Annotated in this window: 21 protein-coding genes; 3 read left to right on the forward strand and 18 right to left on the reverse strand. The window is 53.8% G+C overall.

Annotated features, from left to right (window positions below; genetic code table 11):
- The first annotated feature begins 128 nt into the window (after positions 1 to 128).
- Positions 129 to 1931 (forward strand): oligoendopeptidase F, encoded by a 1803-nt coding sequence (gene pepF, locus KJW29_RS12920; protein WP_214631114.1) that lies wholly within the window; start codon positions 129 to 131, stop codon positions 1929 to 1931.
- Between the two features lie 388 nt (positions 1932 to 2319).
- On the opposite strand, the gene KJW29_RS12925 is transcribed toward pepF, so the two are convergent.
- The 10 genes from KJW29_RS12925 to KJW29_RS12970 form a co-directional block, all read right to left on the reverse strand.
- Positions 2320 to 3186, reverse strand: coding sequence for a DUF92 domain-containing protein (locus tag KJW29_RS12925; protein WP_214630062.1), 867 nt, complete (start codon positions 3184 to 3186; stop codon positions 2320 to 2322).
- A 65-nt stretch (positions 3187 to 3251) separates the two neighbouring features.
- Entirely contained in the window at positions 3252 to 3989 is a 738-nt protein-coding gene (locus KJW29_RS12930; RefSeq protein ID WP_214630063.1) for a glycerophosphodiester phosphodiesterase, read from the reverse strand.
- Between the two features lie 212 nt (positions 3990 to 4201).
- Entirely contained in the window at positions 4202 to 5539 is a 1338-nt protein-coding gene (locus tag KJW29_RS12935; RefSeq protein ID WP_214630064.1) for a CapA family protein, read from the reverse strand.
- 120 nt (positions 5540 to 5659) lie between these two features.
- Positions 5660 to 7078, reverse strand: a complete 1419-nt coding sequence (gene hemY / locus KJW29_RS12940; RefSeq protein ID WP_214630065.1) for a protoporphyrinogen oxidase — start codon at positions 7076 to 7078, stop codon at positions 5660 to 5662.
- Between the two features lie 19 nt (positions 7079 to 7097).
- Entirely contained in the window at positions 7098 to 8036 is a 939-nt protein-coding gene (hemH, locus tag KJW29_RS12945; RefSeq protein ID WP_214630066.1) for a ferrochelatase, read from the reverse strand.
- The gene (gene hemE, locus KJW29_RS12950; protein WP_214630067.1) at positions 8026 to 9099 is read right to left on the reverse strand and encodes a uroporphyrinogen decarboxylase; all 1074 of its coding nucleotides are present in this window, start codon (positions 9097 to 9099) and stop codon (positions 8026 to 8028) included. The genes hemH and hemE overlap by 11 nt, the downstream gene beginning before the upstream one ends.
- Positions 9100 to 9226: 127 nt before the next feature.
- The gene (locus KJW29_RS12955) at positions 9227 to 11089 is read right to left on the reverse strand and encodes a hypothetical protein (RefSeq protein ID WP_214630068.1); all 1863 of its coding nucleotides are present in this window, start codon (positions 11087 to 11089) and stop codon (positions 9227 to 9229) included.
- Between the two features lie 11 nt (positions 11090 to 11100).
- A complete protein-coding gene (locus KJW29_RS12960; protein WP_214630069.1) occupies positions 11101 to 13410 on the reverse strand; it encodes a glycosyltransferase family 2 protein in 2310 nt (769 codons plus the stop codon).
- Positions 13410 to 14504: a bifunctional glycosyltransferase family 2/GtrA family protein gene (locus KJW29_RS12965; protein ID WP_214630070.1), complete on the reverse strand. Its 1095-nt coding sequence runs from the start codon at positions 14502 to 14504 to the stop codon at positions 13410 to 13412. The genes KJW29_RS12960 and KJW29_RS12965 overlap by 1 nt, the downstream gene beginning before the upstream one ends.
- A 210-nt stretch (positions 14505 to 14714) precedes the next feature.
- Entirely contained in the window at positions 14715 to 15356 is a 642-nt protein-coding gene (locus KJW29_RS12970; RefSeq protein ID WP_214630071.1) for an O-methyltransferase, read from the reverse strand.
- A gap of 153 nt (positions 15357 to 15509) precedes the next feature.
- Here KJW29_RS12970 and KJW29_RS12975 point away from each other — a divergent pair, with 153 nt between their 5' ends.
- Together KJW29_RS12975 and KJW29_RS12980 are read left to right on the forward strand one after the other, a co-directional pair.
- On the forward strand, positions 15510 to 16649 hold the full coding sequence (locus tag KJW29_RS12975) for a THUMP domain-containing class I SAM-dependent RNA methyltransferase (protein ID WP_214630072.1): 1140 nt from the start codon (positions 15510 to 15512) through the stop codon (positions 16647 to 16649).
- A gap of 1 nt (position 16650) precedes the next feature.
- On the forward strand, positions 16651 to 18675 hold the full coding sequence (locus KJW29_RS12980; RefSeq protein ID WP_214630073.1) for an LTA synthase family protein: 2025 nt from the start codon (positions 16651 to 16653) through the stop codon (positions 18673 to 18675).
- A gap of 104 nt (positions 18676 to 18779) precedes the next feature.
- Here the strand turns inward: KJW29_RS12980 and KJW29_RS12985 are convergent, their stop codons facing one another.
- The 8 genes from KJW29_RS12985 to KJW29_RS13020 form a co-directional block, all read right to left on the reverse strand.
- On the reverse strand, positions 18780 to 20165 hold the full coding sequence (locus tag KJW29_RS12985) for a PDZ domain-containing protein (protein WP_214630074.1): 1386 nt from the start codon (positions 20163 to 20165) through the stop codon (positions 18780 to 18782).
- A 99-nt stretch (positions 20166 to 20264) separates the two neighbouring features.
- Positions 20265 to 20492, reverse strand: a complete 228-nt coding sequence (locus tag KJW29_RS12990; RefSeq protein WP_087567233.1) for a YuzB family protein — start codon at positions 20490 to 20492, stop codon at positions 20265 to 20267.
- Positions 20493 to 20530: 38 nt separating this feature from the next.
- Complete coding sequence (locus KJW29_RS12995; protein WP_214630075.1) at positions 20531 to 20833, reverse strand: iron-sulfur cluster assembly accessory protein; 303 nt, start codon at positions 20831 to 20833, stop codon at positions 20531 to 20533.
- A gap of 51 nt (positions 20834 to 20884) precedes the next feature.
- Positions 20885 to 21118: a hypothetical protein gene (locus KJW29_RS13000; protein WP_087567235.1), complete on the reverse strand. Its 234-nt coding sequence runs from the start codon at positions 21116 to 21118 to the stop codon at positions 20885 to 20887.
- 217 nt (positions 21119 to 21335) lie between these two features.
- Positions 21336 to 22232, reverse strand: coding sequence for a M14 family metallopeptidase (locus tag KJW29_RS13005; protein ID WP_246608705.1), 897 nt, complete (start codon positions 22230 to 22232; stop codon positions 21336 to 21338).
- A 196-nt stretch (positions 22233 to 22428) separates the two neighbouring features.
- Positions 22429 to 23238 carry a glutamate racemase gene (gene racE / locus KJW29_RS13010; protein ID WP_087567236.1) on the reverse strand — a complete coding sequence of 270 codons (810 nt, stop codon included), beginning with the start codon at positions 23236 to 23238 and terminating at the stop codon, positions 22429 to 22431.
- Between the two features lie 243 nt (positions 23239 to 23481).
- The gene (locus KJW29_RS13015) at positions 23482 to 24042 is read right to left on the reverse strand and encodes a YtxH domain-containing protein (RefSeq protein WP_214630076.1); all 561 of its coding nucleotides are present in this window, start codon (positions 24040 to 24042) and stop codon (positions 23482 to 23484) included.
- 65 nt (positions 24043 to 24107) lie between these two features.
- The gene (locus tag KJW29_RS13020) at positions 24108 to 24593 is read right to left on the reverse strand and encodes a DUF948 domain-containing protein (protein WP_214630077.1); all 486 of its coding nucleotides are present in this window, start codon (positions 24591 to 24593) and stop codon (positions 24108 to 24110) included.
- Positions 24594 to 24725: the final 132 nt, after the last annotated feature.

Here is a 24725-nt window from a genome sequence, read left to right on the forward strand (position 1 = left end):
CGATCGTGCCTATGCAAGTACATGGCAGTTCAGTTCTGGAGGCGCAAAGCCGAACGAAGCAGAACCAGAGCAAATCCGGCGCCACCGCCGTTAAGCAATCCATCCCATCAAAGTCGAGGAGGAATACGATGAGTCAACTGCCAAAGCGTTCTGAAACCGAGGAGAAATTCCGTTGGAAGCTGGAGGATATCTTCCCGTCCCAAAGCGCATGGGACAAAGAATACAAGGAAGCCAAGACACTCATGGCCAAGGCTGCAGATTTCCAAGGCAAACTCGCTGATCCCGCGCAACTAAAGGCCTGCTTTGAGCTGGAAGACGAGCTCTCCTTGCATGTCGAGCGCCTGTACGTTTACGCCAATATGCGCCATCACGAAGATACGGCGGAACCAGGCTACCAAGCCTTGTCCGACAAGTCCAAAAAGCTTAGCGTCGAAACGGGCGAAGCTTTATCCTTTGTGACCCCAGAGGTGCTCAGTCTGTCCGATGCCGACCTGGACGCAATGATCAATAACAAATCGCTGGCGAAATACCGCCATACGTTGGAAGAAATGCGTCGCGAAAAGGCCCATGTTCTCTCCAAGAACGAAGAATCGCTGCTGGCGCAGGTCGGCAATGTGAGCTCCGCTCCAGGGACGATTTTTAGCATGCTCAACAACGCGGACCTGAAGTTCCCCAAAGTTAAAAACGAGCAAGGCGAAGAAGTCGAGCTGTCCCATGGCCGCTACATTCAGTTCCTGGAAAGCAAAAATCGCGACGTCAGACGCGAAGCCTTTCTCGCGATGTACGATACATACGGCAAACTTAAAAACACATTGGCTTCCACTTTGAACGCGAACGTATCAAAAAATATTTTTTACGCGAAGGCTCGCAAATACGATTCCGTGCTGGGTATGTCGCTCTACGGCGACAATATACCGAAGGAAGTGTATACGAATCTCGTCGACACGATTCACAAGCATCTGCCGCTAATGCATCGTTACATGGAGCTTCGCAAGAAGCTGCTGGGTCTGAATGAGCTGCATATGTACGATCTGTTCGCGCCTCTCGTCGAGGAGTTCGATATGGAAATCAGCTACGAAGACGCCAAAAAAACGATCAAAGAAAGCCTCAAGCCGCTGGGCGAGGATTATCTCAATGTTCTTCAAGACGGCTTCGATAATAGCTGGATCGATGTATATGAGAACGAGGGCAAACGTAGCGGCGCTTACAGCTGGGGCGCTTACGGCACCCATCCTTACGTACTGCTCAATCATAAGGACAACTTAAACAGCATGTTTACTTTAACGCACGAGATGGGCCATGCGCTGCATTCGTATTACTCGGATACGACCCAGAATTATCGCGACGCGCAATATACGATATTCCTGGCTGAGGTGGCTTCGACGTTGAACGAGGCGCTGTTGATGGATTATTTGTTGAACAAGTCCACGGATCAAAAAGAAAAGATGTATCTGCTCACTTATTATGCGGATCAATTCCGGACGACGGTGTTCCGCCAGACGATGTTCGCGGAATTCGAGAAGATCGTACACGAGCGCGCCGAAGCAGGCGAATCGCTGACCCCGCAGGAGCTTAGCAAAATTTATTACGACCTTAACGTCCTCTATTACGGACCCGGCATGGTCGTCGATAAGGATATCGAGATGGAGTGGGCGCGCATTCCTCACTTCTACAACAGCTTCTATGTATACAAATATGCGACGGGCTTCTCCGCGGCAACGAGCTTCTCAAAGCAAATTTTGTCAGAAGGCCAACCGGCTGTTGACCGTTACCTCGGTTTCCTTAAGAGCGGCGGCAGCGACTTCTCCATCAACATCCTGAAGAAAGCCGGTGTCGACATGAGCACGCCGGAGCCGATCGAACAAGCGATGAGCGTCTTCGAGGAATTGATCGGGCAGATGGAAGAACTGACGGCGAAAGCGGCGAAATAAAGTACCGAGATGGTTGCGCGACAAAATTGAGAGATGAACCACAACAATTTGCAAAGGTGGGACGACTGTTGCCGTCGCTTGGCTGCGCTGCAAGTTCATTTCAAGGCGCATAAGCGCTGAATACCGAAAGCCACGCTAGCTTACTTGCTTACATTGTTACGAAAGGACCTCCTCTCCCGGACATAATCTTCGGGAGGGGAGGTCCTTTGTCGTTGAGGATAGGGTACTCCTACTCAGACTTTCTGCAAGTGACGAACGCCAATTCCTTGCGAATTGGTCCAACTCAATTGCCGCTAATCTGGTTAAGGGAGGATCAAGCTGATAACCTTTGCTTTACTGGTCGACAAACGGAAAGCCGCTGCTTCGCCAACCGACGCAGCGGCAGCTCTTAAAGCAGCAGGCTGATGCCGTACGCAATCAGCCCCGCAAGCAGCGACGACAGGAGATTTACCCTGTCGTTCGTCAGCGCGGCGAAGCCGCGCTCATGCCGCGCCGCGGTGCCGCAATGCGCGGCGCGCTCCGTATCGCTGCCGCATACCCGGCAGCGATACATGGCCTGGCCGGTTGCGCCGAGCAAGGAGTCGGCGAACGCCCCGGCCAGGCCGGCTGCGGCCGCGACGGCGATCCACGCCGCCGCCGGCGCTGCCGCAGCCAGGCCCTCGCTCGCGGCGCCATCGCCCGCGAGCGCCGGGCCCAGCAGCCACGCTGCGACGGCGCCGATAAACGCGGCGCCGGCCAGCGCGGCTGCGCTGCCGAGCGGCGTGACGCCGCCGCTCGTGCCGGGCTCGACCCGCTTGCCGCTCGTAACCGATCGCGGCGCGGTCCGGCTCAGGGCCCCGATCTCGGTGGCCCAGGTATCCGCGTTCACGGAAGCCATGACGCCGATGAACGCGAATAGCCAGCCCTCATGGGGCCATATCGCATGGGCGGCGCATAACGCTAGGCCTGCGCCTCCATTTGCCCACACTTGGCCGGCGTCGCGGCGGCCGCCCTTCGCGTATTTCGCCTCCGCATTGGCTTTGGCGCGAGCCTTGCGCTTCCACTTCGACCATAGGCTCGACGATACAAAAAACGCCGCCAAACAACCGAACCATACCGGCTCGCCGAGCACGATAAAACCCGTTCCCATTGTAACGGCCGACCATGCGCCCGACACCGACAAGGAACGGGCCTTGTACGCGGCAAACGCGCAAAAGCCGCTGCCGAGCAAGCCGGCAAGCAGCCTCATCCACCATTCGTCGATCCATCCAACCATTGCTCATACCTCCAGGACATGCATTGCCTCATCTTTCTGCTGCATCCGGCAAGCCACTTTGTTGATCAGTTGACTCCCACACCCATAACTTCTCGCCAGCGGTCGGGGAAATTGGTGCAAATGAGCAGCTTTGGATCCAGAGAAGACAGCTTGCGAATGCTCCTTTTGTCGTTAGCCGTCCAAGCCATCGTCTGGATGCCGGCTTCTTTAAGCTGGGCCAGCCGATCCTTGTTTAACCTCGAATAACCAATCGAAAGGAAATCGCAGCCGAGCTCGCCCAGCTCATAAATAAGCGTATTCCGCCAGGCATCCAGAATAAGGCCCGTTCTGATCGTTCTCGATAATTTCCTTAAGCGGTGCAGCGTGCCTGCGTGGAAGGAGGTCAATACAACCTCTTCGGAGGCGCCGTGCTTTGCGATACAATCCAGAACGGCCTCCTCGATATGCGGGTAACGAATGCCGTCTGTTTTCAGTTCAATATTCAGCTTGCAGCGTCCCTTTGTTTCGCGAAGGACTTCCTCCAACATCGGAATACTCTCGCCTTTAAATGCGGAGCTGAACCATCTGCCCGCATCCAGCGATGCGAGCTCGGCTGCCGTCCAGCTTCGAACGTCTCCGCGGCCATTCGTCGTACGGCGAAGCGTATAATCATGAATAACAACAGGAACAGAGTCCTTGGATAATTGCACGTCAATCTCCATCCATTCGACATCCGGCGCTTCCAGCGCCATCCGTATAGCGGACATGGTGTTCTCCGGCGCGCGGCCCGACCAGCCCCGATGCGCGACGCACGGATTGCGCATGTAACATCTTCCTCTCCCAGCAGCTTAGCCGCTCTTTGCGTCTATTCGTGTTGCATCGCGACGGACTTCCTGCTCGCTCCGTCTTCTCCCGATGCATCCCGGCGGACTACTTGCTCACGTTGTCTTCTCCTGATGCATCCCGACGGACATACAGCTCTCTACTTCCAGCAGCATGCCGACCTCTATCTCTGTTGCACCTTCTACAACAATGCTTACTGCGCCACAAGCCGTCCATCTTGCTCGAGCCTTGCTCCGAAGGAGATGGAAGTAAGACGGTCAAGAAGCGTTGCAGCGGCATCGCCCTCCAGCGGAGTCGGCTGGCCTTGGATAACGATCATGGGGTTGAATTTCAGCTCGCATTCGCCTTTCTTGTTGCAGGAGGCGTCCAGAATGCCCGTCTCCGCTCCGGCTCCCTTCGGATACGCAGAGAAAATAAAGTTCCCTAAACTGTATGCAATCCATTTGCCTTTATACATCTCAAAGCCCTGCAGTACATGCGGATGGGCTCCGATGACAAGATCGGCTCCCGCGTCGATATACGTTCTGGCGTTGCTCTTTTGGTAATCGACCGGCTTGTCCACGTTGTCATCGCCCCAATGCGCCATAACAACGACAAGATCCGCGTTCTCCTCGGCGTGCTTAATAGCCGCGACGGCACGCGTCGTCTCATAGGTCTCTGCTATGCCGGGCGTATGGCGGTCTGCCTTGAGCTCCGTGTAAGGGATAACGCGGCTTAGTCCGACGAATGCGACTCGAAGACCTTTGGCCTCCACGTAATGAGGCTCGAACGCTTCCTTGTCGTTATTGCCCGTACCCATATAACCCAAATCGGCTTCTTTCAAGTAACGGATCGTATCCAGCATGCCTTCCGCGCCTTGATCCATCGCGTGGTTGTTCGCAAGGCTTAATACGTCGAAGCCTGCGTCTTTGATGGAGGGCAGGACCTCGGGATGCCCTTTGTATACGTAAGGCGTGCCCTCGATCGGCGTTCCTCCCAGCGTGATCGGAAGCTCCAGGTTGCCTGCCGTAATATCCGGCTCGCTTAAGTAAAGCAACGCGTTGCGGTACGGATAATCAAAGCCATGCTGTTTCATGAGCGGGTATAAATATTCTCCCGGCAGCATATCCCCGACAAATGACATCGTTACGGCTTCGCCATCCGACACTGCGTTGCCGTCGCCTTCACCGGAAGCAGGCAGCGTGGTTGCGGCTGGCGCATCCGTCTCGACCTGCTGCGGAGCCGTGGCATCGGGCTGATCAACGTTTTTCCCCTCTTCGCCTTTCGCCCCGGAATTGTCCGAATTCGGTGCTCCGTCATTGCCGGCGCCGTCGACAACGCCCTCGGCCCGGTCCTTGTTTGTATCGGAAATCCAGCCAGGCAACAATCCCTTATCTCCAAGAAATTCGTTTCCGCCGCCGAAGAGCATCCAGCCTCCCATGCCGCCAATCAATCCGCCGCCAACGATCAATGTCGCGATAAGAGATCTGCGTTGCCGTTTCCTTCTTGTATCTTTCATTTTCCTGCGAGATTCGGATCTAGACAATGGCATAGGTTTTCTCCTTCGCAACGAATAAGAATAGATGCGCCATCATATCCGTTTTCCTTCATTATACAATCTATCAACTCGTATGCGAAGTAGAATTCTCTCACACTAACGTGGCACAAGGCTTCAGCCCAGCAGCGCTTTGGCCGCTTCCTTGCCTTGGCGGATGCAATCCGGCAAACCGACGCCGTCGAATGCGGCGCCTGTCACCCAGATGCCGGGCGCCTTCTCGCTCAGGCGCTGACGAAGATCGTTCATACGCTCGACATGGCCTACCGGGTATTGCGGCATGGATTGATTTAATCTCGTGATCTCAGTGAATAACGGCTCCGCCGCTATCCCCATCGTTTCCCTGATATCCCTTCTTACGGCGGCGATCAGCTCGTCATCCGGAAGCTTGACGCTCTCCTGATCCTCCGAGTGCCCCACATAACAGCGCAGAAGCACTTTATCCTTCGGACTCGAGTGCAGCCACTTGCTTGACGTCCAGGTGCAGGCCGTAATGTGCAGCCCCTCCGAACGAGGCACTACGAACCCCGAGCCGTCGAAATCAAGTCCGAACGTCGCCTTGTCGAACGCCATGACGACATTCGCGACGGATACGTACCGTACGCCGCGCAGCTCGCCGACCTCCGCGAGGTTCTCCAGCAGATCTGCAGCCGCGTAGGCCGGAGTCGTCACTACGATCCGGTCGGCAGACAGCGTCTCGCCGCTGGCCAACACGACATCATAGCGGTCATCCCGCTTCTCGATGCGTTCCGTCAAAACGCCGGGACGCAGCTCCACGCCGTCTCTTTTCAGTGCATTTACCAACGCTTCTACAAGCGTGCTCAGTCCGCGCTTGAACGTCAGAAACGTGCCCCCCTTTGCTGTCGCCGTCGTTGCTGCCGCCGTCGCCTTGCGATTGCTCTGCATGCCGCGAATAAGGCTGCCGTGCTTCCGCTCCGATTCCGCGAACTGCGGGAACGTGGCTTTCAAGCTTAGCTTCTTGAGGTCGCCCGCGTAGATGCCCGCCAGCAGCGGCTCCGCGATTCGTCGCATAACCTCCGTGCCGACGCGGCGCTCCATGAAACCGCCCAGCGATTCATCGCCGTTCGCCGGCCTCGCGGGCAGTACCAGATCCATCAGCGCGCGCAGCTTGCCTCCCCATGACAGCAGTCCCGTCTTCGCGAACGGCATAATTTCCGTAGGAACGCCAAGCACTAATCCCGGAGGCATGGGGAACAGCTTCTTGCGGAACATAATATACGTTTTTTTGGCCGCCGGGTTCGTCGCCGTCAGCTCGCCCTCCAGCCCAAGCTCCTTCGCCAGATCGATGATGGCTTGCTTTCGGGCAAGGAAAGAATCCGGTCCCTTTTCGATGACGAAGCCGTCCCGTTGCAGCGTATTGATTTTCCCGCCAAAGGCCGGGGCTCCTTCCACTACCGTAATGGCGATCTCCCTGCCTTGCCGCTCCGCTTCCCGCTGCAAATAAAAAGCGGAGCTCAGTCCGCTGATCCCCCCGCCAATAATGACAATTCGATCAATCGTATCTGTACTCCGCATCTCTATTTCATCCTTTCAATTATACCTTTAACGCCGCGACAACCGACTCCGCGAGCGTCTCCATGTAAAGTGGATCCTTGTTCAGCATGGCGATGCGCTCCAGCGTCATGTCAAGCTTGGCCGCTTCCGCTTTGGCTTCGATGTCCAGATCGTACAGCACCTCCAGATGATCCGATACGAATCCGACCGGCGCCACCAGTATCGCCTTTACGCCTTCTTCGCCAAGGCTCGCCATCGTCTCCAGAATATCCGGACCCAGCCACGGCTCTCTCGTCCGGCCCGCGCTTTGCCACGTGAATTGCCAATCCTTCACCCCTGCCGCTTCCGCTACCGCCGCCGACGTTTCCATCAGCTGCTTCTCGTATGGATCGCCAAGCTCGCGAATTTTCTCCGGCAAACTATGGGCGCTAAACAATACGCGCACCGCCGCCTCGCCGCCGCTGGATACGGATAGTTTCTCCAATCCGTTCTTTACGCGATCGGTAAACGCGGAGATCAGCTTGGGATGCAGGTGATAGCTTTCTACCGTTGCCAGCTCTATGCCAAGCTCGTCCGCCTTGGCTTGCGCCCGCTTCATATAGCTGCCAATGCTCATCGTCGAATAGTGCGGAGCAAGCACGATGGCTACTGCCCGCTTAATGCCGTCCTTGGCCATCGCTTCCACGCCATCCTCGATGTACGGACGCGCATGCTTAAGCCCTTGGTAGCAGACATATTGCCCTGGAGCCATCGTCTCGAGCTTGTCCTGCAGACCCGCTACCTGGCTGTTCGTATTTTCGCGGAGCGGGAATACGCCGCCAACGATCGCTTCGTAACGATCCGTCAGCTCAGCGAGCTGCTCAGGCGTTGGCGCATGTCCGCGTCTAATATGGGTATAGTAAGCTTCCACGTCGTCCATCGATTCCGGCGTTCCGTAAGACATCACGAGCACGCCGATCTTGTTGCCGTTATCCGACATTGCCTGACCCCTCCTTGTTTCTATCGGCGATCGCCTTCTCGGAATACGTATGGATAAATGCCGTCAATTCGGCCAACTTCTCCAGAGAGGCCTCAGGGAACAGACCATGTCCCAGGTTAAAAATAAAGCCCGGCTCCAAGATGCCCTGATCGATAATTTCCGCCGCATATGATTCGATGACGGACATAGGAGCCGTCAAAATTGTCGGATCGAGGTTGCCTTGCACCGCTGTGCGGCCCGACAGCCTGCGTCTTCCTTCTTCGATGGATACACGCCAGTCCAGTCCAATGACGTCTGCCTGCACGCTGTGAAGCTCCGGCAGCAGCTCGCCCGAGCTGACGCCTGGGAAATAAATTTTCGGCTGCGGAAGATCCGACAGTTCCGCGAAGATCCGCTCGATTGTCGGCAGAACAAACTTGCGGAAATCCGCCGGAGACAGCGCTCCTACCCAGCTGTCGAACAGCTGGAATGCCTTGCCGCCGTTCGCGATATGCGCCAGCAAATAGGCGATGACCATGTCTCCAAGCTTCTGCATCAGCTCGTGCCATACGGCTGGTTCGCTGTACATCAACTCTTTGGTTCGCAGATAATTCTTCGACGGTCTTCCTTCGATTAAGTAGCTCGCAATCGTAAACGGCGCTCCCGCAAACGTGATAAGCGGAACTTCAAGCTCCTTGTCCAGAATCCGAATCGTCTCCAGCACATGCCCGAGATCGCCTTCCACGTCGATAGGCGTAAGCCTTGCCACATCCGCAGCCGAGCGGATGGGATTATGGATGACCGGACCGACGTTGGCCACGATGTCGAAATCGATGCCGATCGACGCCACGGGATTCATAATATCGGAATATAGAATGGCCGCATCCACGCCCAGCTTGCGGATCGGCATCATCGTCACTTCCGCCGCCAATTCCGGCTGTTTGCATATTTCGAGAAGCGAATATTTTTCTTTGATTTTGCGATAATCCGGATCGTACCGCCCCGCCTGCCTCATGTACCATACTGGCACTCGGTCTACTTGTTCCTTCCGGCTCGCCCGTATGAAACGGTCGTTATAAGACATTCCCGTTCCCCATTTCTATGTAATTTCATCTGCTTTCCATTATGCCCTTTTTCCCAAACCCTAACAACCGCCGTAACATCTCTTCCTATGACAATAGTATGACAATCGGGCCCGCAGCTGCATGTCCTCAAAGCGGCGTAAGTTCCACCTGTTCCCCGGAACGATCGATTCGGTAGATTCCTGTTTTCATATCGACTCCATAATGTTTGTCAAACAACCTTTTCCCTTCGGAATCGCTCTCTACGACAACGAGATAATCGTAACCGCTAAGAAGATTGTCCATGTTATCTTCATAGAAACAACAGATCCCGTCTACATTCGGGGCATATAAAAAATACTTTCCTACATATTGCATGTAGTAATTCGTTATTTGCTGATCCGTGTCCGATGCGTACATCAGATATTTACTGCTATCCTCCTGGCCGCTTTCATACCACCTGTCGCCGGTCACCGTTTTTATTTTGTGCGGAAGCGTAGATTCGTAGCTTTTTGCAATGGAGAGGATGCCATTGTATTCGGACAACAGCAAGATGACGGCAATAGCCGTACAAGCCATAATTCCTTTTTGGTAATATCCTTTTGTTTTGACGCTTTTAAATGCACGATAGTCGGGCAACTCGCCAATTTTATAATGAAAGGAACGCTCCAGATCCACTGTAGCGCACAACACCAGGCCGCCGACGAAGAGTACTACAATACTCGAGGCATAACGTTCAAATCCGGCCAGCCAAATCGCCTCATCGAGCGGCATGGAGTAGAGATACAACCCCAGAATCCCGGCATAATACAACAACAATACGATATTAAGGGCAATCAGCGCTTTCCACAAGTTCCATCGTTTCTTCAGCACGACAGCCGCAATCACGGAAGCAACGATAGCTATGAGTTCAAAGGCAACAATCCCCATCGCCGGTCTTGTCATCAGATCGGTGCCGGATCTTAGAAATAGTGAAATAATGTCCTGCATTTGCTCCGGGGTTTTTCCCGTCTCCGTATTCTGCAGACCAGAGGAAGCAACGTCGAATTTATTTTTTACCCCCTGGAAAACGGTCGCCATACGCCAATTCCATCCGAAATACGGAAGCAAGGACCCGCAGATCAGTCCGGCTACGGCAATCGCGTTTTTCCAGACAGGTTTATTCCAATGAGTCAGCCATGTATAGATTAGGAAGATCAACCCGACTGCCGCAAAAATAATGCCGGTGCTTTTCGTGACCGTCAGCAGGCCTGCAAGCGGTAGCACGACCACACATGCCCGTTTCAGGTTATTTCGATACTGATAAACAATCGCGAAGATGGCTAGCGTATAAATCGGGAGCAAGAAGTCCACCAGCAGATTGGTGATGCGAATCGTAATATTGAAGAAGGACAGCACGGAAAGGCCTAACCCTAAAAAAGCATACAGGAGAAAACGTCTCTTCTCGGAAATAATGCCAAACATGGCATAGAAACAGGAAAAAACAAGCAGTCCTTGCGCTAATAACATTACCGATTGGGCATGTCCCGCAAAACGGCACACATAATAGAGAAAAGACGAGATGCCAAGCGGATAGTTTTTGAAATCAATGAGATCCGATGCCGGCGTCGGAAAGGCATCCGTACTTAACATCACCTTCAAGACTATCGCCCAGTGGGAGAAATTATCGTAATGCGTCAATTGGTTCTGGAAGAGCACCAGCAAAAAAACAAGGCTCCCTGCCAAAAAGGAAAACTGGGATATGGACAAGGAAAACCGAATTGAATCTGCTCGTCGCGACCAGACATACACGCTCAAAGCAAACGCAAGCACACCTAGAATCATAACGGCAAGGCTGACCGCAAAGAGCTGCCCTGCCAACCCGCCAACAAAAACAACGCAGGCAATCGATGAAAACACGAATACAGGGATAAACTCCCATCGCAGTGAAAGTGTTTTTCGAACAAACAGCATGTAACCCAGAAAGGAGGATACCAGAAGGGCTCCCATTAAAATCTGAAGCATGATCAGCATTTCTATCTCTCCTAATCCCCAGTTGCGCTCTCGGATTGCGATTGCATCAAATCATCAAGCATCTGATCGATAAGACCTCGCTCCGCAAGATCGTCAATATTGACGACCGAGAGAAGCATATCGTCACGTCGGGATCTCGTTTTCCGCGTATGCTGCAGGATGACTTCAATATTGCTTTTTGTATAAAAAGTAACCAGCCCCCCGGTCGTCGTATCTCCCTGGAAGTCGGTGGCGGAAAAAAACAGGAAATTAAAGCTGCGCAGCGTACAACGATCTCCATTGGTAAAAACGACTGGACACCGAATCGGAATTCTCGGCATATTCCTCTGATTCGAGAACGGCTGGATCACGCGTTTTTGCACATTGCGAACCATATCGTCATAAGCCGTATCCCAGAGATTCAACTGCTCCGGCAAGGAGTGTTTCCGGTCATAAATGATTTGCATGAATTGGCGCTTGTCCATCTCGGAGAGCGGCTGAACTTTTGCCGAATAGCGCCAGCCCTCCCCGTCCTTCTTCACGTTGACGATGACTGCATCCAAATTCGCTTCATACCGCTCGGTCTTGACGTTCAGCGAAATCGTAGTCTTCGACGGCAAATAAATGGGTTGGGAGACGTACATGGCAATACCATGTTCCGATACATCTACGGTACTGGCCTCATAACGCAAATGATTCTCTTTGGATTGGATGACTACATCCTCTTGCGCCCGAATACGCTCCGTCTCCCGATAAGCGCGGCGCCCGATCATGAAGAACAGAGCATAACATAAAGCGATCATATTATAAACCAGCCAGAAAACGATGATGCTGCTGTAAAATAGCGCGAGGCCATACTTGCCATGCACATACCGAAGGAGCGCCGCAACCGACAACAAAAGAAGGAAGAGATGCGGAAGGGCATACAACAGAGAGGTCATCCATTGTCGATCGGCGACCTTTTTTTTGTTTGTCACCTTGAACTTCCGTTCATGGATGCGCAAGGTTTCAAGTAATACGGGTACAATCAGATACGGCATAAAAATCGTATCGATGACTTGACTCCAACGCTGATTGCGAATATTGCTGGATAGATAACGCATCGACATGCTGTAGCAGAAATAGGACGGGAGCCAAAAAATCAAAATTTGCCAGAAGCTCACATTTACGATTTGGAAGTCGAACAGCGCGAATAAAATGGGAGCCATAATAAAAATCAACCGATTAAAAAAGGACCACCAGTACAAGAAGCTGCTCAAATAGGTAATTCTCGTCCAGAAAGCAAGCTTCCTGGAGAAGATGGCACGGGTATTCTGCAAACTTTGAAGAATGCCTCTTGCCCAGCGGATACGCTGCTTAATCATGCTCTGAATCGTTGTCGTGGTCAGCCCTGCGGCCTGAACCTCCTGAGTCGCATACGTAATATAGCCGGCTTGCTGCAAGCGGATACTCGTCTCAAAATCCTCGGTGATCGTCTTTAGCGGGAAACCGCCGATCTCCTCCATGGCCTTCCGGGATATGACCGTGTTGCTCCCTGTATAGGCAACTGCATTGGAGGCGTTGCGCAAAATATTAACCTCTCTCGAGAAAAAATCCTGCTCGTTCGGAATGCCCTGTTCCGCATAGAGGTTGAATTGAAATAAATCCGGATTGTAGAAACTTTGGGGAGTTTGAACCAGCCCTAATTTCAACCTGCGTCTCACCGATTTAGACTTGTCGCTCCGTTTCTTCTCCGTGCGAAGGAGCCATTGCCTATTGTCTTCCGTCAACTCGGGGACCAGGAAATACGGAACGGTCTTCATTAGAAAGGTATGTTGCGGAATCATATCCGCATCAAAAGTAGCAATGAGCGGAGAGGAGGTTTTGCTCAGGGCATGATTCAAATTGCCGGATTTTGCTTCCGTGTTTTCAGGAAATCCAAGATATCCGACTCCAAATTGTCTGGCAAGCTCCTCAACCTCGGGTCGTCCTCCGTCGTCGCACAAATAAATATGAACCTTTTGCTTGTCCGGATAGTCCATAAAAGTACACGCGTTGACGGTTTTGTACAACAGATCGACCGGTTCATTATGCGTAGCAATGAACACATCTACATCCGGATAATGCTCGGGCGCAATGTTCGGGAAGTCTAGCTGCGTATGTTTTTTTTGCATCTTCTGAAGAAACAATTCGAAGGTAGTCAGCACCGTTACCGTCTCGGCCGCAATCAGCAGGATGCCGAAAACCATATTCCAGAAACCCTGATCCCATGGCAACGTAAAAATCATGCGCCATAACAGGTAGATGGACATCAGAATCATCGTGGCGACGAACAGAATATTTTGCCGTTTTTCATTTTGCACTACAGACGCTGCCTCCTTGCTGCAAATACCCACCGCCGCTGCATCTGAAAGCTGAGCAGGAACAGCATGGCATCACAGATGAGTTTAGCTATTTTTTCATTCATAAAGAAAAACGTATGAAAGAAATAAACACCGGTACTGGAAATCAATATGACGAAAGCGCATAACGTCAAATAGCGCCATAAACTTCCCCGGCTATCCTCTTGGCGGAATACAAAATGTTTATTTAGCAAGTAATTGACCAGGATGGAGAAAGCTCTTGCGATCGTCGTCGCCAATAAAATTCGTATATAGTCCTGCTCTCCAAGCACGGGCTTTAATAAATCAAGCAATAGCCACGCTAATCCTAAATCGACTACGGAGCCGGCAAGCGAAGAGGAAATAAACCGCGCAAAACTGGAGACCAAAACTCTCATCACCCGGGCACTGTCACGAAGCGGTTTAAAATGAGTCCCCGCGTTCCTGTTCTCGTAAATGACTTGAATCGGCAGAGTATGAATCGGCACGCCGGACTGGACACAGGAAATCAGCATTTGCAGCTCGTATTCAAATCGAGAGCCGTTAACCCCTTGCATAAATGCAAGCAACTGCGGGCCAAAGGCGCGAAGCCCTGTCTGGGTATCCGTGAGCCGTTTGCCGTAAAGCATGGCAAACATAACGGAGGTAACCCGATTGCCCAGCAAAGACTTGGGCGGTATTCCTCCCTCGTTAAAGTTCCTTACCCCGAGAATAAGCGCTTCAGGACGGAGCAACGCTTCTTTTGCGATCCGAAATACATCTGCTGCAGCGTGTTGTCCATCGGAATCCGCAGTGACAACGCAGGCGATCTCGTCGAAGTGCCGTTCAATATATTGAAAGCCGGTCTTAAGCGCAGAACCCTTCCCCTGATTTTCCATATGACGAAGCAGAATGCATCCCTTCTCGCCAAGCTCACGGAAAATCCACTGAAACTCCTCGCCGGAACCGTCGTCCAAGATAACAATATTGGTAAGGCCATATTCTTGTAATTGCCGTACATAGAGCAACAGCCTCTCATCTGGCTCGAGCGACGGAATAAGGATAATTGTTTCGCCTTTTTGTTCCCCCAAGGTCATCTTATTAAACCTCAATTCGATATACTATGACAAAATCTTTGTATGAAAAATACGGTGTGTAGTATATAGTAAACGAATTACTTGAACCTGAAACCTTGATGTGACGCGCATGTACTTGGCGATTGGACATATATAAAAAGAATGACGCAATCTTCCCTCTGAACAGAGTCGAAGAAGCGTCTTTCTTTCAATGTAAGATTAGCGTGCGCTTTAGCCGCGCACCCTTGCAATCGCGAGCCCGTCGTAGCCGGGAAGTATCGTGCTCTCCAGCCTGACGTCCCTCGCGATTCTTTCGTTGAACGACCTCACCGCCTGAACCGCCGGCCCTTGCTTGGTTGCATCCGTCGTGCGTCCCCGCAGCAAAATGTTGTCGGCGACGATGAGCGCTCCGGGCAGCGCGAGCTCAAGCGCATGGTCAAGATAGATTGGATATCCTTCTTTGTCCGCATCGATAAAGAAGAAGTCGAATTTACGGCCTTGCTCCTTGAGCCTGGCCAAACTTTCTTTTGCATCGCCAACGATATACTCCGCGATGCCGCCATAACCGGCTTCTGCCAAATGGCGAGCCGCCACTTCGGCATACGGCTGCAGCAGCTCAAGCGACACCAGCGAACCTCCGCCTTCCTTCCCTTCCATTCCTCGTGCCAGGCAGATGCCGCTGTAACCGCCAAGCGCTCCGATCTCCAGCACCTTCTCCGCTCCGCTCATCCGCACGAGAAGCGTCAGCAGTCGGCCGTAACCCTCCGCGATCGAGATCGAAGGCATCCCTTCAGCCGCAATGCCCGCCTTTACCCGCGTTAGCACCGCATCCGTCTCATAGAGACCGTCGACGTATTGTTCGATGTCCGACATTCTGCACTCTCCTCTATATTCGATTTGTAAAATCGTCGCTATTTGTCCTATACTTAATTGTACGTTTTTATAGGATTCGTGACAAGAAACGACAATGGTCGCCATGCTGTAAGGCTACCCGTTCGATATCAATTCGGAAATGAGTGTTCATTCATGAGCAAATTGCAATTAATCGCTACCGCACCCATGGGACTCGAGGCTGTCGTCGCCCGCGAGCTAAAGGAGCTGGGCTACGAGGATACGCACACCGAGAACGGTCGCGTCAACTTCACCGGCGGACCCGAGGATATCCCGCGCGCCAATCTGTGGCTGCGCTCCGCCGGCCGCGTGCTGATCAATATGGGCCGCTTTAAAGCGACGACCTTCGACGAACTGTTCGAGGGAACGAAGGCGCTGGACTGGTCCTCCTGGATTACGGCCGATGGAGAATTTCCCGTCAACGGGAGGTCGCAGAAGTCGCAGTTAACGAGCGTCCCTGCCGTGCAAGGCGTCGTTAAAAAAGCCGTCGTCGAGTCGCTTAAAGGCAGATACGGTACGGAGTGGTTCCCTGAGGACGGACCGAAATACGAGATCGAAATTACATTGTTGAACGACGAAGCGCTTCTCACGCTGGATACATCCGGCTCCGGCCTTCACAGGCGGGGTTATCGCCTGGCATCGACAGAAGCGCCGATTCGCGAGACGATGGCGGCCGCGCTAGTCCAGCTTAGCCGCTGGCGCCCCGAGAGACCGCTGTACGATCCCTTCTGCGGATCCGGCACTTTCCTCGTCGAAGCCGCCATGATCGGCTGGAATATCGCGCCGGGACTCCGCCGCAGCTTCGTCAGCGAACGGTGGCCGCAATTGACGGAAGAGATGTGGAGTAACGCTCGCGACGAAGCTTACGATGCCGTGCGCGATGACGTGCCGCTGCAGATCTTCGGCTCCGACATCGACCCTTATGCAATCGAGATCGCCGAAGCTGCAGTGAAACGCGCGGGCTTCGCCAAGGACATCAAGCTGAGCGTCACGCCCGTCTCCAAGGCGAAGCCGCCAGGCGACTATGGCGTTATACTGACGAATCCGCCCTACGGCGAACGATTGGGCGATGATGCGCAAGCCGAAGCCGCCCTTCGCCAGTTCGGTCTGACATCCCTGCATTATCCGACATGGTCCATATTCGCCATCAGCCCGTCTACGCAGGTGGAGCATTATATGGGCAGGAAGGCGGACAAGAAACGCAAGCTGTTCAACGGCCGCATTCAATGCGACTTCTACTCCTTCTTCGGACCTTTGCCGCCGAGGGAGAGATGATATGATTGTCAGAAGCGGCGGCTTCGGCCGCCTCCTCGCATGGGTTCTCGGCTGGTTGGATCGCCTGGCAGTGGCCGATTTTATTTTGTTCGCCGGCGCGATGGTATGGAAGCTGTACTTCTTCTCAACGCTGCTGTCCGTGCAATATATGGATATGACCCGCACGGATGCCATCATCGAGACAGGCGCCGTTCTGCTGATCGCCTTCTGGACGCTGCTGCTCCCCACCCAGTGGCGTATCGTCGCTCTCGCCGCGTTGAACCTGCTCCTGTCCTTCCTCCTCTTCTCGGACGTCATCTATTACCGTTACTTCCAGGATCTCATTACGGTACCGGTGCTGCTGCAGCTTGGGCAGGTGGAGTCGCTTGGCGACAGCATCTCTTCGCTGCTTAGCGCCTACGACTTCTGGTTGTTCGCGGATATGCTCCTTGTATTACCGTTCGCCGTCTTCGTCGCATGGAGAGGGCGAGGGATACTGCGGGCGAAACAAACAACGGGACGACTCATCTGGAAGAAAGCCGCAATCCGGATCGGAGCATCAATCGTTGCCTTCGCCATTGGCTTCATGCTGTTTACCGTCAATCTCAATCATGCAACGGATACATGGGCCAAAGGACTTTTCGAGAAAAATTGGTGGAACTTGACGATCTACAACGTCACCGGCGGACTGGGCTTCCATGCTTACGATGTCTATCGTTACGCTGCTATTAATTGGTTTGGCGCGGAGTCTGTTACCGCCGAACAGAAGTCCGAGACCGAGCAGTGGATCGAGGAACGCGGTCGTCTTCGGGGAGAGCTGGAGCGTGATTCTTTATTCGGCGCTTACGCCGGGAGCAATGTGCTGATGGTTCAAGTCGAAGCTTTGCAGAACTTTATGCTTGGCGCCTCCATCGGCGGTCAGCCCATTACGCCGGTCCTGAACGAACTGATGAACGACAGCGTCTTTTTCAAAAACTTCTATCACCAGACGGCGCAAGGCAGGACATCGGATGCGGACTTCGCTACTAGCTGCTCCATGCTCCCCGTGAAGAGCGGTTCCGTCTTCGTTCAATATGCATCGCATGAGTTCGATTGTTTGCCCGGCACGTTGAAGGCGAACGGCTATTCCGCGAATGTCTTCCACGCGTACCAAGGCGGATTCTGGAACCGCAATGTGATGTACAACAACATGGAGTACGATGCGTTCTACAGTCTCAAACATTACGAACTCGACGAGAGGTTGGGCTGGTCGCTTGGCGACAAGTCGTTCTACAGGCAGTCGATGGATAAAATTTTGGAGACGAACAAGGCTTCCGGCGAATACTCGCCCTTTTATGCTTTTATGATCTCGCTTACGAGCCACCATCCGTACAAAATGCCAGAGCAGGAGCAAAAGCTGGACGTCGAGGAGCTTGAAGGTACGATCATGGGCGATTATTTGCAGGCCGTGCATTATGCGGACGCCGCGCTTGGAGAGCTGATCGCCAGACTGAAGGACGAAGGGCTGTGGGAATCGACGATATTCCTCTTATACGGCGATCACGACAACTCCATCCCCGATTGGAGCTTATATGATCGGTTCCTCGACGATCCGTCGGATTCGTTGACTCAAGAGGTGGCGTTGAAAAGCGTACCGTTCATGGTCCATCTTCCCGATGGGGCGCATGCGGGAATCAGGGATACCATCGGTGGTCAGCTCGATACGACGCCGACCTTGCTGCATCTTCTCGGCATCTCGACGAGTCGGCAATATTTGCTCGGCATGCCGCTGCTGACGGATACGGAAATAGCTTCGCGGATGGTCGTGCAGCGCGATGGATCCTGGCGGGACGATTCGTTATATTATTTCCCCCCAGAAGACGGACTTCAGAAGAACGGCCGCTGCTTCGACATCGCTAGCGGCAGCTCGTTGGAAGTATCGCGTTGCCTAGACAAGACGGCGGAGGCCGATCAAACGCTCATCATGTCCGATCGGATCGTCATGGGCGACCTCATCCCTTCTTTCCGCAAGAACGGCGTCGTTGAGGCCATCGAGATGTCCCGTTAATAAACTTGGCACAACAAACAACAAGCTGCACGCTTCAGCCGAATCTTCGGCCGAAAGTGCAGCTTGTTTGCGTTTGTTGTCCTGTCCGGTCGAGCTGGACCGTTTTATTGGCTTTCAAGCCACTGGAGCACATCGTCGATATGCTCGACCGCTACAATATTCAGGCCTGGTGCGGCAGCTTTCGCCGCTTCCTCTCCCGCACGAGGCACAAAAAATACATTCGCATCCGTTCGACTCACGGCATAAGCCTTCTGCGGAATGCCTCCAACCATGCCGACCGAGCCGTCGGCTTCGATCGTTCCCGTTCCCGCTATGCGGAGCCCTTTCGTTACGCCGCCGGGCGTCAGCTGATCGATCAGAGCCAAAGTCAGCATAGCTCCATGCGATGGACCTCCGACATGCGCCATGTAGTCGTTGTACGAGACGATCCTGGGCGTGTCAAGCTTCACCTCCGTCTGTACGGATACACCAAACACCGCCCGGTCCGGAGTATCCTCCGATGCGGCAGCCCGCACGATAATTTCTTCCTTCGCCGCTCCTCTGCGCACCGATACCCGAACTTCGTCACCCGCCTTGACTGCCGTCTCCATCGTCGTAATCAGATCCTCTACTCGGGAAACCGGTCTGCCGTCCAGCGCGTCAATAATATCGCCCGCTTGCAAGGTGCCGTCAGCCGGGCTTCCCTTTACGATGGCCACGATGCGGACGCCGTCCGGCACGGCTCCCTCGCCGAGCCCCGCCTTTTCCATGGCGATCGCCGCCGCTACCCGGTTAGCGTCACTTTTCATGGCGACAACCTGCGCGTACGTCTCCGATAGAGGAGGTTCATTTTCCGGAATGGGCTGGAAAACGTACTGTGGGAAAAAAGCCGCGTATAGCCTGTCGGCCAAAACGGCTGGCCGGTCGAACACCAGCACGCCGTCAATGACGCCTCCGGCAATCCCCCCTTCTACCTCGGCGTATCGATTCAGGTTCAGCGTCATGCCAGGGTACGTCACATTGTACGAGGTTGGCCATGCCGTTAACGCCAGCACAGCCAGAGTACTTGCAAGCAGCGCGCTGTTACGCCACGGGAAGCGTCGTTTACGAAGGACTTCGCTGACGAGAAGTTCCGCGAACACCAGCACGGCGCAGGCCACGATACCAAAGAGCTGCAGCTCCAGCCTATCGACGGCGAAGACGATAATGCCTGCCGACGCCAAACTTATTGCAGCCAGAGCTATTCTGATCAGGCGGAGCACAACCGGCGTCGTGCCATTCCACAATCCCCTGTCAATCGATCCGGCAACCCAACAAAGAGGAACGACAGCCAGCCCATAATACAAATAATCGATCCATTCGATCCACTCCATTCCCCCGCCAGACTCGAGCGGAGCGGGCAACCAGATCAACTCGGCTCCGATTAGATACGCCAGTCCCGCAAGGATGCCGGCAAGGTAATACCGACTGCGTTCTCTTGCACCCTCCCGTCGTGAACGAAAATTCCGCATGCCTTTCCCTCATCCCTTCCGCATTAGAAAAAAGACAGAAACCAGCGCCGACCTTCGCCGTCGCGTCCTCTGTCTCTTCCCGCAGCATGTCCGCCGAATTCACTTCTTCAAGTACGTCATTGCTTTGTCGATAGCTTCGTCTTCCGTCGCGCCTTTTACATATCTGCCGTTAATAAATACGAAGGCGTAACGGGCGCATGGCCCGCAATAGGATTTGCAGCCGATGCGGACTTCCGTCTCCGGCGCCTGCATCCCGATTTTGGCCACCGCCGTCTTCATCCGCATATGCTTGCACTTGTCGCATATTCTAATATCGTTTGTTGCCATGACTCATCGTTCCAATCCGCATCCGCTTGCTGCGACGCTTAATGATCTCCGTGATTGCCCTTGGACGGATTCGTAACGGCAAACCCTTCCTCCGGGACGTAGAAATAATCGATTCGGACGCCGTCCAGAAACGCATTGTCCTTCTCCAGAATAACGTCGATCTCCTTGTCCGTAGACACGACGACATCATTGTCCGTCGGCTCGTCGATGCCCATGCCGTAATGAGCATGGTCGCCGTGTGCATGCGTAACGTAGACGCGCAGCAGCTTGCCTTCGTTCTCGGGCTTGTCCAGCTCCACCTTTATCATCTTGGCCGCATTGCGGGAAATTTTGCAGTGCATCCTTCAACAGCTCCTTCTATGCCTTTAAAATATAAATTCGTATAATCCAGATCAAGATATATTATACTTCCTGCCCATCCGCGCTGCAAACCATTCTGCAATAATCATCGTAAACGCGATATCATCGATCGGAATTAGCGGAAGCACATCCGGCACGACCCAATAGACGATGACCGGGATCAAGAACAGAAGTTTGTCCCTTACGGCCACTTCCTTTGACATCAGCAGCTTGTATATGAACGCGAAAGTGTTTTTCCAATGCTTGAGCGTCAGCAGCTTGCGCATGCCCCGCACCTCCCGTCCGCCTTACGGCTTCGTTCTTGTTCCAAGTATAACACAGAGATGCCTTACAGGAGCAAGGAGGAGGGACAAGGGGCGAGGAGCAAGGCGCTAGGCCACGGTTATACAAGCGATTTCTGGCTCGCGGCAAGCAGTTGCCCCGACGGTCAGAAGCTCAATAGCCGCTTGCAAAGCTATCCGAAAACAGCGTCGCCCCCTTCTCCTACATTCGCAATGATTCCAGCAGCAGAGGTCTCAGCTCCTCGTAGATGCGATCCAAACTGCTGTATGGCAGCGGATTAACGCCGAAACCCGCCTCCACTGTAAAGCCGGGACGTCTAAATCGATAGATGAACCAGTCCTTGTAACCCGCGTCGCTGCCGCTCAGCTTCACCGACTTATAACCGCTTGCCCGCTCCAGCCTCTGGGCAAGCGCCTCCGTTTCGGGCGGCTCGTAGTCCCGATAGTTCCAGTAGATTTCCCTCCCTTGCGTATGCAGCGCGATGACTGCGTGAAACGGCACGCTCTCCGTCAGCCTGGCCATAGCCTGCGCTTCCGGTTCGCTAAGCGGACAAGGTCCGGGGTAATCCCGCGGGGAGGGTCCCGTTGCCCCTCTGCGTTTGCATTCTTCTTCCCAATATGCGGGAAACTGGTCGTTAAGATCAACGCCTCTCATATTCGCCTTCCAGCCGCTGAAGTCGTCCAATCCGCCGTTCCAGGCCAACAGCTGGCTGTAAAGAGGATGGTTGGGCTGGACGCCTCTCTGCGCAAGCTCCACGCCGTCCGGATTTACCATAGGCACAGCCCAGATCGTCCATTCGCTGCAATACCTCAGGACATCGACTCCTCCTACTAGTCCATCGGTCGCATATGCGTTTGAGAGCTCCGTAAGAAACCGCATGAGCAGCGCTGACGTAATCCACTCGTTGCCATGAAACGACGCATTTATGTGCAGGTTCCGAGCTCCGCAGCCTACGCGCATGGCCAGAATCGGCTTGCCCATAACGCTTCTGCCGATGCTCTCGGCCGCGATAAAGGGGGAACCGATCGCAAGCTGCCGGCATTCCTCCATCATATCCTCGTATGTATATCCGATGTCATCATATCCGTTTTTATTCAAGCTCCGCACTCCTTTACCCTTTGCCTGCGTTCCCGTTTCTTACCATCATATGCGCGGAAGCTTCCAACCATTATCGCAATATCGTAAACTCTTCTTCTTTAGACTAACGTACAGTAAAAAAAGCGACTCTCCGCACAGTTGACCCGATTTGCGGTCAAATGTACGAAAAAGTCGCTTCTTACTTTTAAAAACGATATTAGCTAATATTAGGCACTTGCCAGACAACCGGCGTCAGATCGATCTGCTCGCCAAGCCATTGCTGAGCGATTTGCTTGAACATATACGGGTCGCCGCTGCAGAAAAACTGGTGAACCGGGACGGGATCATTGGTCGCCAGCTCGCGTTTTTCCTGCAAAATGGTGCTGATCTCGCGCGCCGTCTCCTCGGCGGAGCTGATCAGCGTAACTTCGCTGCCCATTACCTCGGATATCGTTTCCGACAGGAAGGGATAATGCGTGCAGCCGAGAATGAGGCAATCCATGGGATAAGTCCGTAAATGCTCGATTGACGAGCGTACAACCTCATAGGTTTCTTGAGAGCGGAAGTTGCCCTGCTCCACGAGCGGAACGAATTTCGGGCAGGCCTCGCTCACGACCTGTACATTCGGCGTCAACTCGCGCAACGCATTCTCGTAAGCGCCGCTGTTAATCGTACCGGCAGTGCCAATGACGCCGATCCAACCGGTGGTCGTGCGCCCAATAGCCGCCCTTGCGCCTGGATTAATGACGCCTACGACCGGGATTGACACTCGCGAGCGAATGTCGTATAAGGCGACGGCCGTGGCCGTATTACAGGCGATAACGATCATTTTGGGCTGGAATTGTATAAGATAATCGACGATTTCCCTTGTAAATGCTTGCACTTCCTCCGCCGAACGCGGCCCGTAAGGCGTTCTTGCCGTATCGCCAAAATAAATGATTTTCTCGCGCGGCAGTTGGCGCATGACTTCCTTCACTACGGTAAGCCCGCCAACGCCTGAATCTAGTATTGCTATCGGATGCTGCACAAACACACCGCTTTCTTGGACTGGGATGTAGGACGAAGAAGATAGGGGTCAAAATTACCATAGCATATGATAACCCCATCGAAAATGTACCTACATCTTAACGCATAATAGGTTAACGTTCAAGAATCGTTAGTCGCATGCATCCCATCCCGCGAACATGGCAAAGAGCCGAATCGCCCATTCCATCCATGGAGTGGAACGGTGTTCGGCTCCTTGCGGCTAGTGCCGCTCATACAGCTCAGCTTATTTCTTATACGGTTCCGCGTCAGCAGCTTCCACGATCGTCTCGCCGACGGCTTCGAATCGATCCTGCACCGCCTCGCCCGCTTCAGCGAATACTTCTTTCATCCATTCCGTGCCGTGCTCAGCAGCTTCTTCTACGGCTTCTGCAGTCGATTCCAGAGTTTCAGCCGCAACTTCTTTTGTTGCTACTACCGCTTCGGCCGCTTGTTCCCCTGCATCGGCGCCATGATGAATGACACCTGTAGCCAGCTCTTCCGCCGCTTCGGTCGAGATGCCCGAGATCGCAGCTGCTTCTGTTCCCCTGCCTCTGCCAAAGCTTCTTACATTGCTTGCCATATTGCTTGCCGCTTGTTTCGTCCGATCCGCAAGCTCGATTGCCCCATGACCGATGCCTTTGGCGATCTCTCCTGTTTTATCGCCCACCTTCTGAGCCTGAACGGAGATATCGTGACGAAGCTCTTTGCCTGCTTTTGGCGCAAATAACAGCGCCGCGATAGATCCAAGCACACCTCCAGCTAACGCGCCAAACAGAAATCCTTTGTTTCCTTTACGTGTTGACATGTGATCGTCGCTCCTTTCGTTCTTAGAGTACCCTGCCCCTTGGTCCGGCCATTCAGACATGCTTCTTATTTCGGCGAAGAAGAGCTTACGGGAGCCGAGGACACGGTTCCTCCGTTGCCGGATGGCGGCTTGCGCCCCGTTTGCCAGAGCTGCCAAGCGGTTAATCCAAGCTCCGCCCACTGGACCGCGGCATCAAGCTCACGCTGCTTGGCGATTCGTTCGGCATGGCCGATTGCGGACTGCGACAACGTTCCCGTTACCCGCTCTACAGCCGACGTCGCATGCTCAATCGTACCGCCCACTTGGCCCACCGCCTGGAATAGCCGCTCGGCCGATTCCGCGCTTTGCTGGAGCGATCGCATCGTCTGTTCGGTTGGCAGCAGCACCTGCCTCATCTCGCCAGACAGTCTGTGCATATCTTCTTGCACCGCTTCTGCCGATGCCTGAACCCGCGCCATTCTGCCGAGCAGCGCGCGTACGGCAAGCAGCGTGCCCGCTACCCAGATCACGAACGCGGCAACAGCCACAGCGGCAATCCATTCCATCGTCATCCCTCCCGCTCCTCTCTCTCTGATCCTTCTCCACCACATGCCTTCACGGCCGACAAGGGCGAATGCCCATTTGCGTAATGACAGTATAAGCAGACTGGGCTTGTCTTGACACAAAGTCGCATGGATCCCCCG

The organism is Paenibacillus agaridevorans (genome assembly GCF_018604145.1).
Lineage (GTDB): Bacteria > Bacillota > Bacilli > Paenibacillales > Paenibacillaceae > Pristimantibacillus > Pristimantibacillus agaridevorans.

Coding starts and splice junctions, on each gene's coding strand:
- pepF (WP_214631114.1), top strand. CDS start 129: ATGAGTCAACTGCCAAAGCGTTCTGAAACCGAGGAGAAATTCCGTTGG.
- KJW29_RS12925 (WP_214630062.1), bottom strand. CDS start 3,186: ATGGTTGGATGGATCGACGAATGGTGGATGAGGCTGCTTGCCGGCTTG.
- KJW29_RS12930 (WP_214630063.1), bottom strand. CDS start 3,989: ATGCGCAATCCGTGCGTCGCGCATCGGGGCTGGTCGGGCCGCGCGCCG.
- KJW29_RS12935 (WP_214630064.1), bottom strand. CDS start 5,539: ATGCCATTGTCTAGATCCGAATCTCGCAGGAAAATGAAAGATACAAGA.
- hemY (WP_214630065.1), bottom strand. CDS start 7,078: ATGCGGAGTACAGATACGATTGATCGAATTGTCATTATTGGCGGGGGG.
- hemH (WP_214630066.1), bottom strand. CDS start 8,036: ATGTCGGATAACGGCAACAAGATCGGCGTGCTCGTGATGTCTTACGGA.
- hemE (WP_214630067.1), bottom strand. CDS start 9,099: ATGTCTTATAACGACCGTTTCATACGGGCGAGCCGGAAGGAACAAGTA.
- KJW29_RS12955 (WP_214630068.1), bottom strand. CDS start 11,089: ATGCTGATCATGCTTCAGATTTTAATGGGAGCCCTTCTGGTATCCTCC.
- KJW29_RS12965 (WP_214630070.1), bottom strand. CDS start 14,504: ATGACCTTGGGGGAACAAAAAGGCGAAACAATTATCCTTATTCCGTCG.
- KJW29_RS12970 (WP_214630071.1), bottom strand. CDS start 15,356: ATGTCGGACATCGAACAATACGTCGACGGTCTCTATGAGACGGATGCG.
- KJW29_RS12975 (WP_214630072.1), top strand. CDS start 15,510: ATGAGCAAATTGCAATTAATCGCTACCGCACCCATGGGACTCGAGGCT.
- KJW29_RS12980 (WP_214630073.1), top strand. CDS start 16,651: ATGATTGTCAGAAGCGGCGGCTTCGGCCGCCTCCTCGCATGGGTTCTC.
- KJW29_RS12985 (WP_214630074.1), bottom strand. CDS start 20,165: ATGCGGAATTTTCGTTCACGACGGGAGGGTGCAAGAGAACGCAGTCGG.
- KJW29_RS12990 (WP_087567233.1), bottom strand. CDS start 20,492: ATGGCAACAAACGATATTAGAATATGCGACAAGTGCAAGCATATGCGG.
- KJW29_RS12995 (WP_214630075.1), bottom strand. CDS start 20,833: ATGCACTGCAAAATTTCCCGCAATGCGGCCAAGATGATAAAGGTGGAG.
- KJW29_RS13000 (WP_087567235.1), bottom strand. CDS start 21,118: ATGCGCAAGCTGCTGACGCTCAAGCATTGGAAAAACACTTTCGCGTTC.
- KJW29_RS13015 (WP_214630076.1), bottom strand. CDS start 24,042: ATGTCAACACGTAAAGGAAACAAAGGATTTCTGTTTGGCGCGTTAGCT.
- KJW29_RS13020 (WP_214630077.1), bottom strand. CDS start 24,593: ATGACGATGGAATGGATTGCCGCTGTGGCTGTTGCCGCGTTCGTGATC.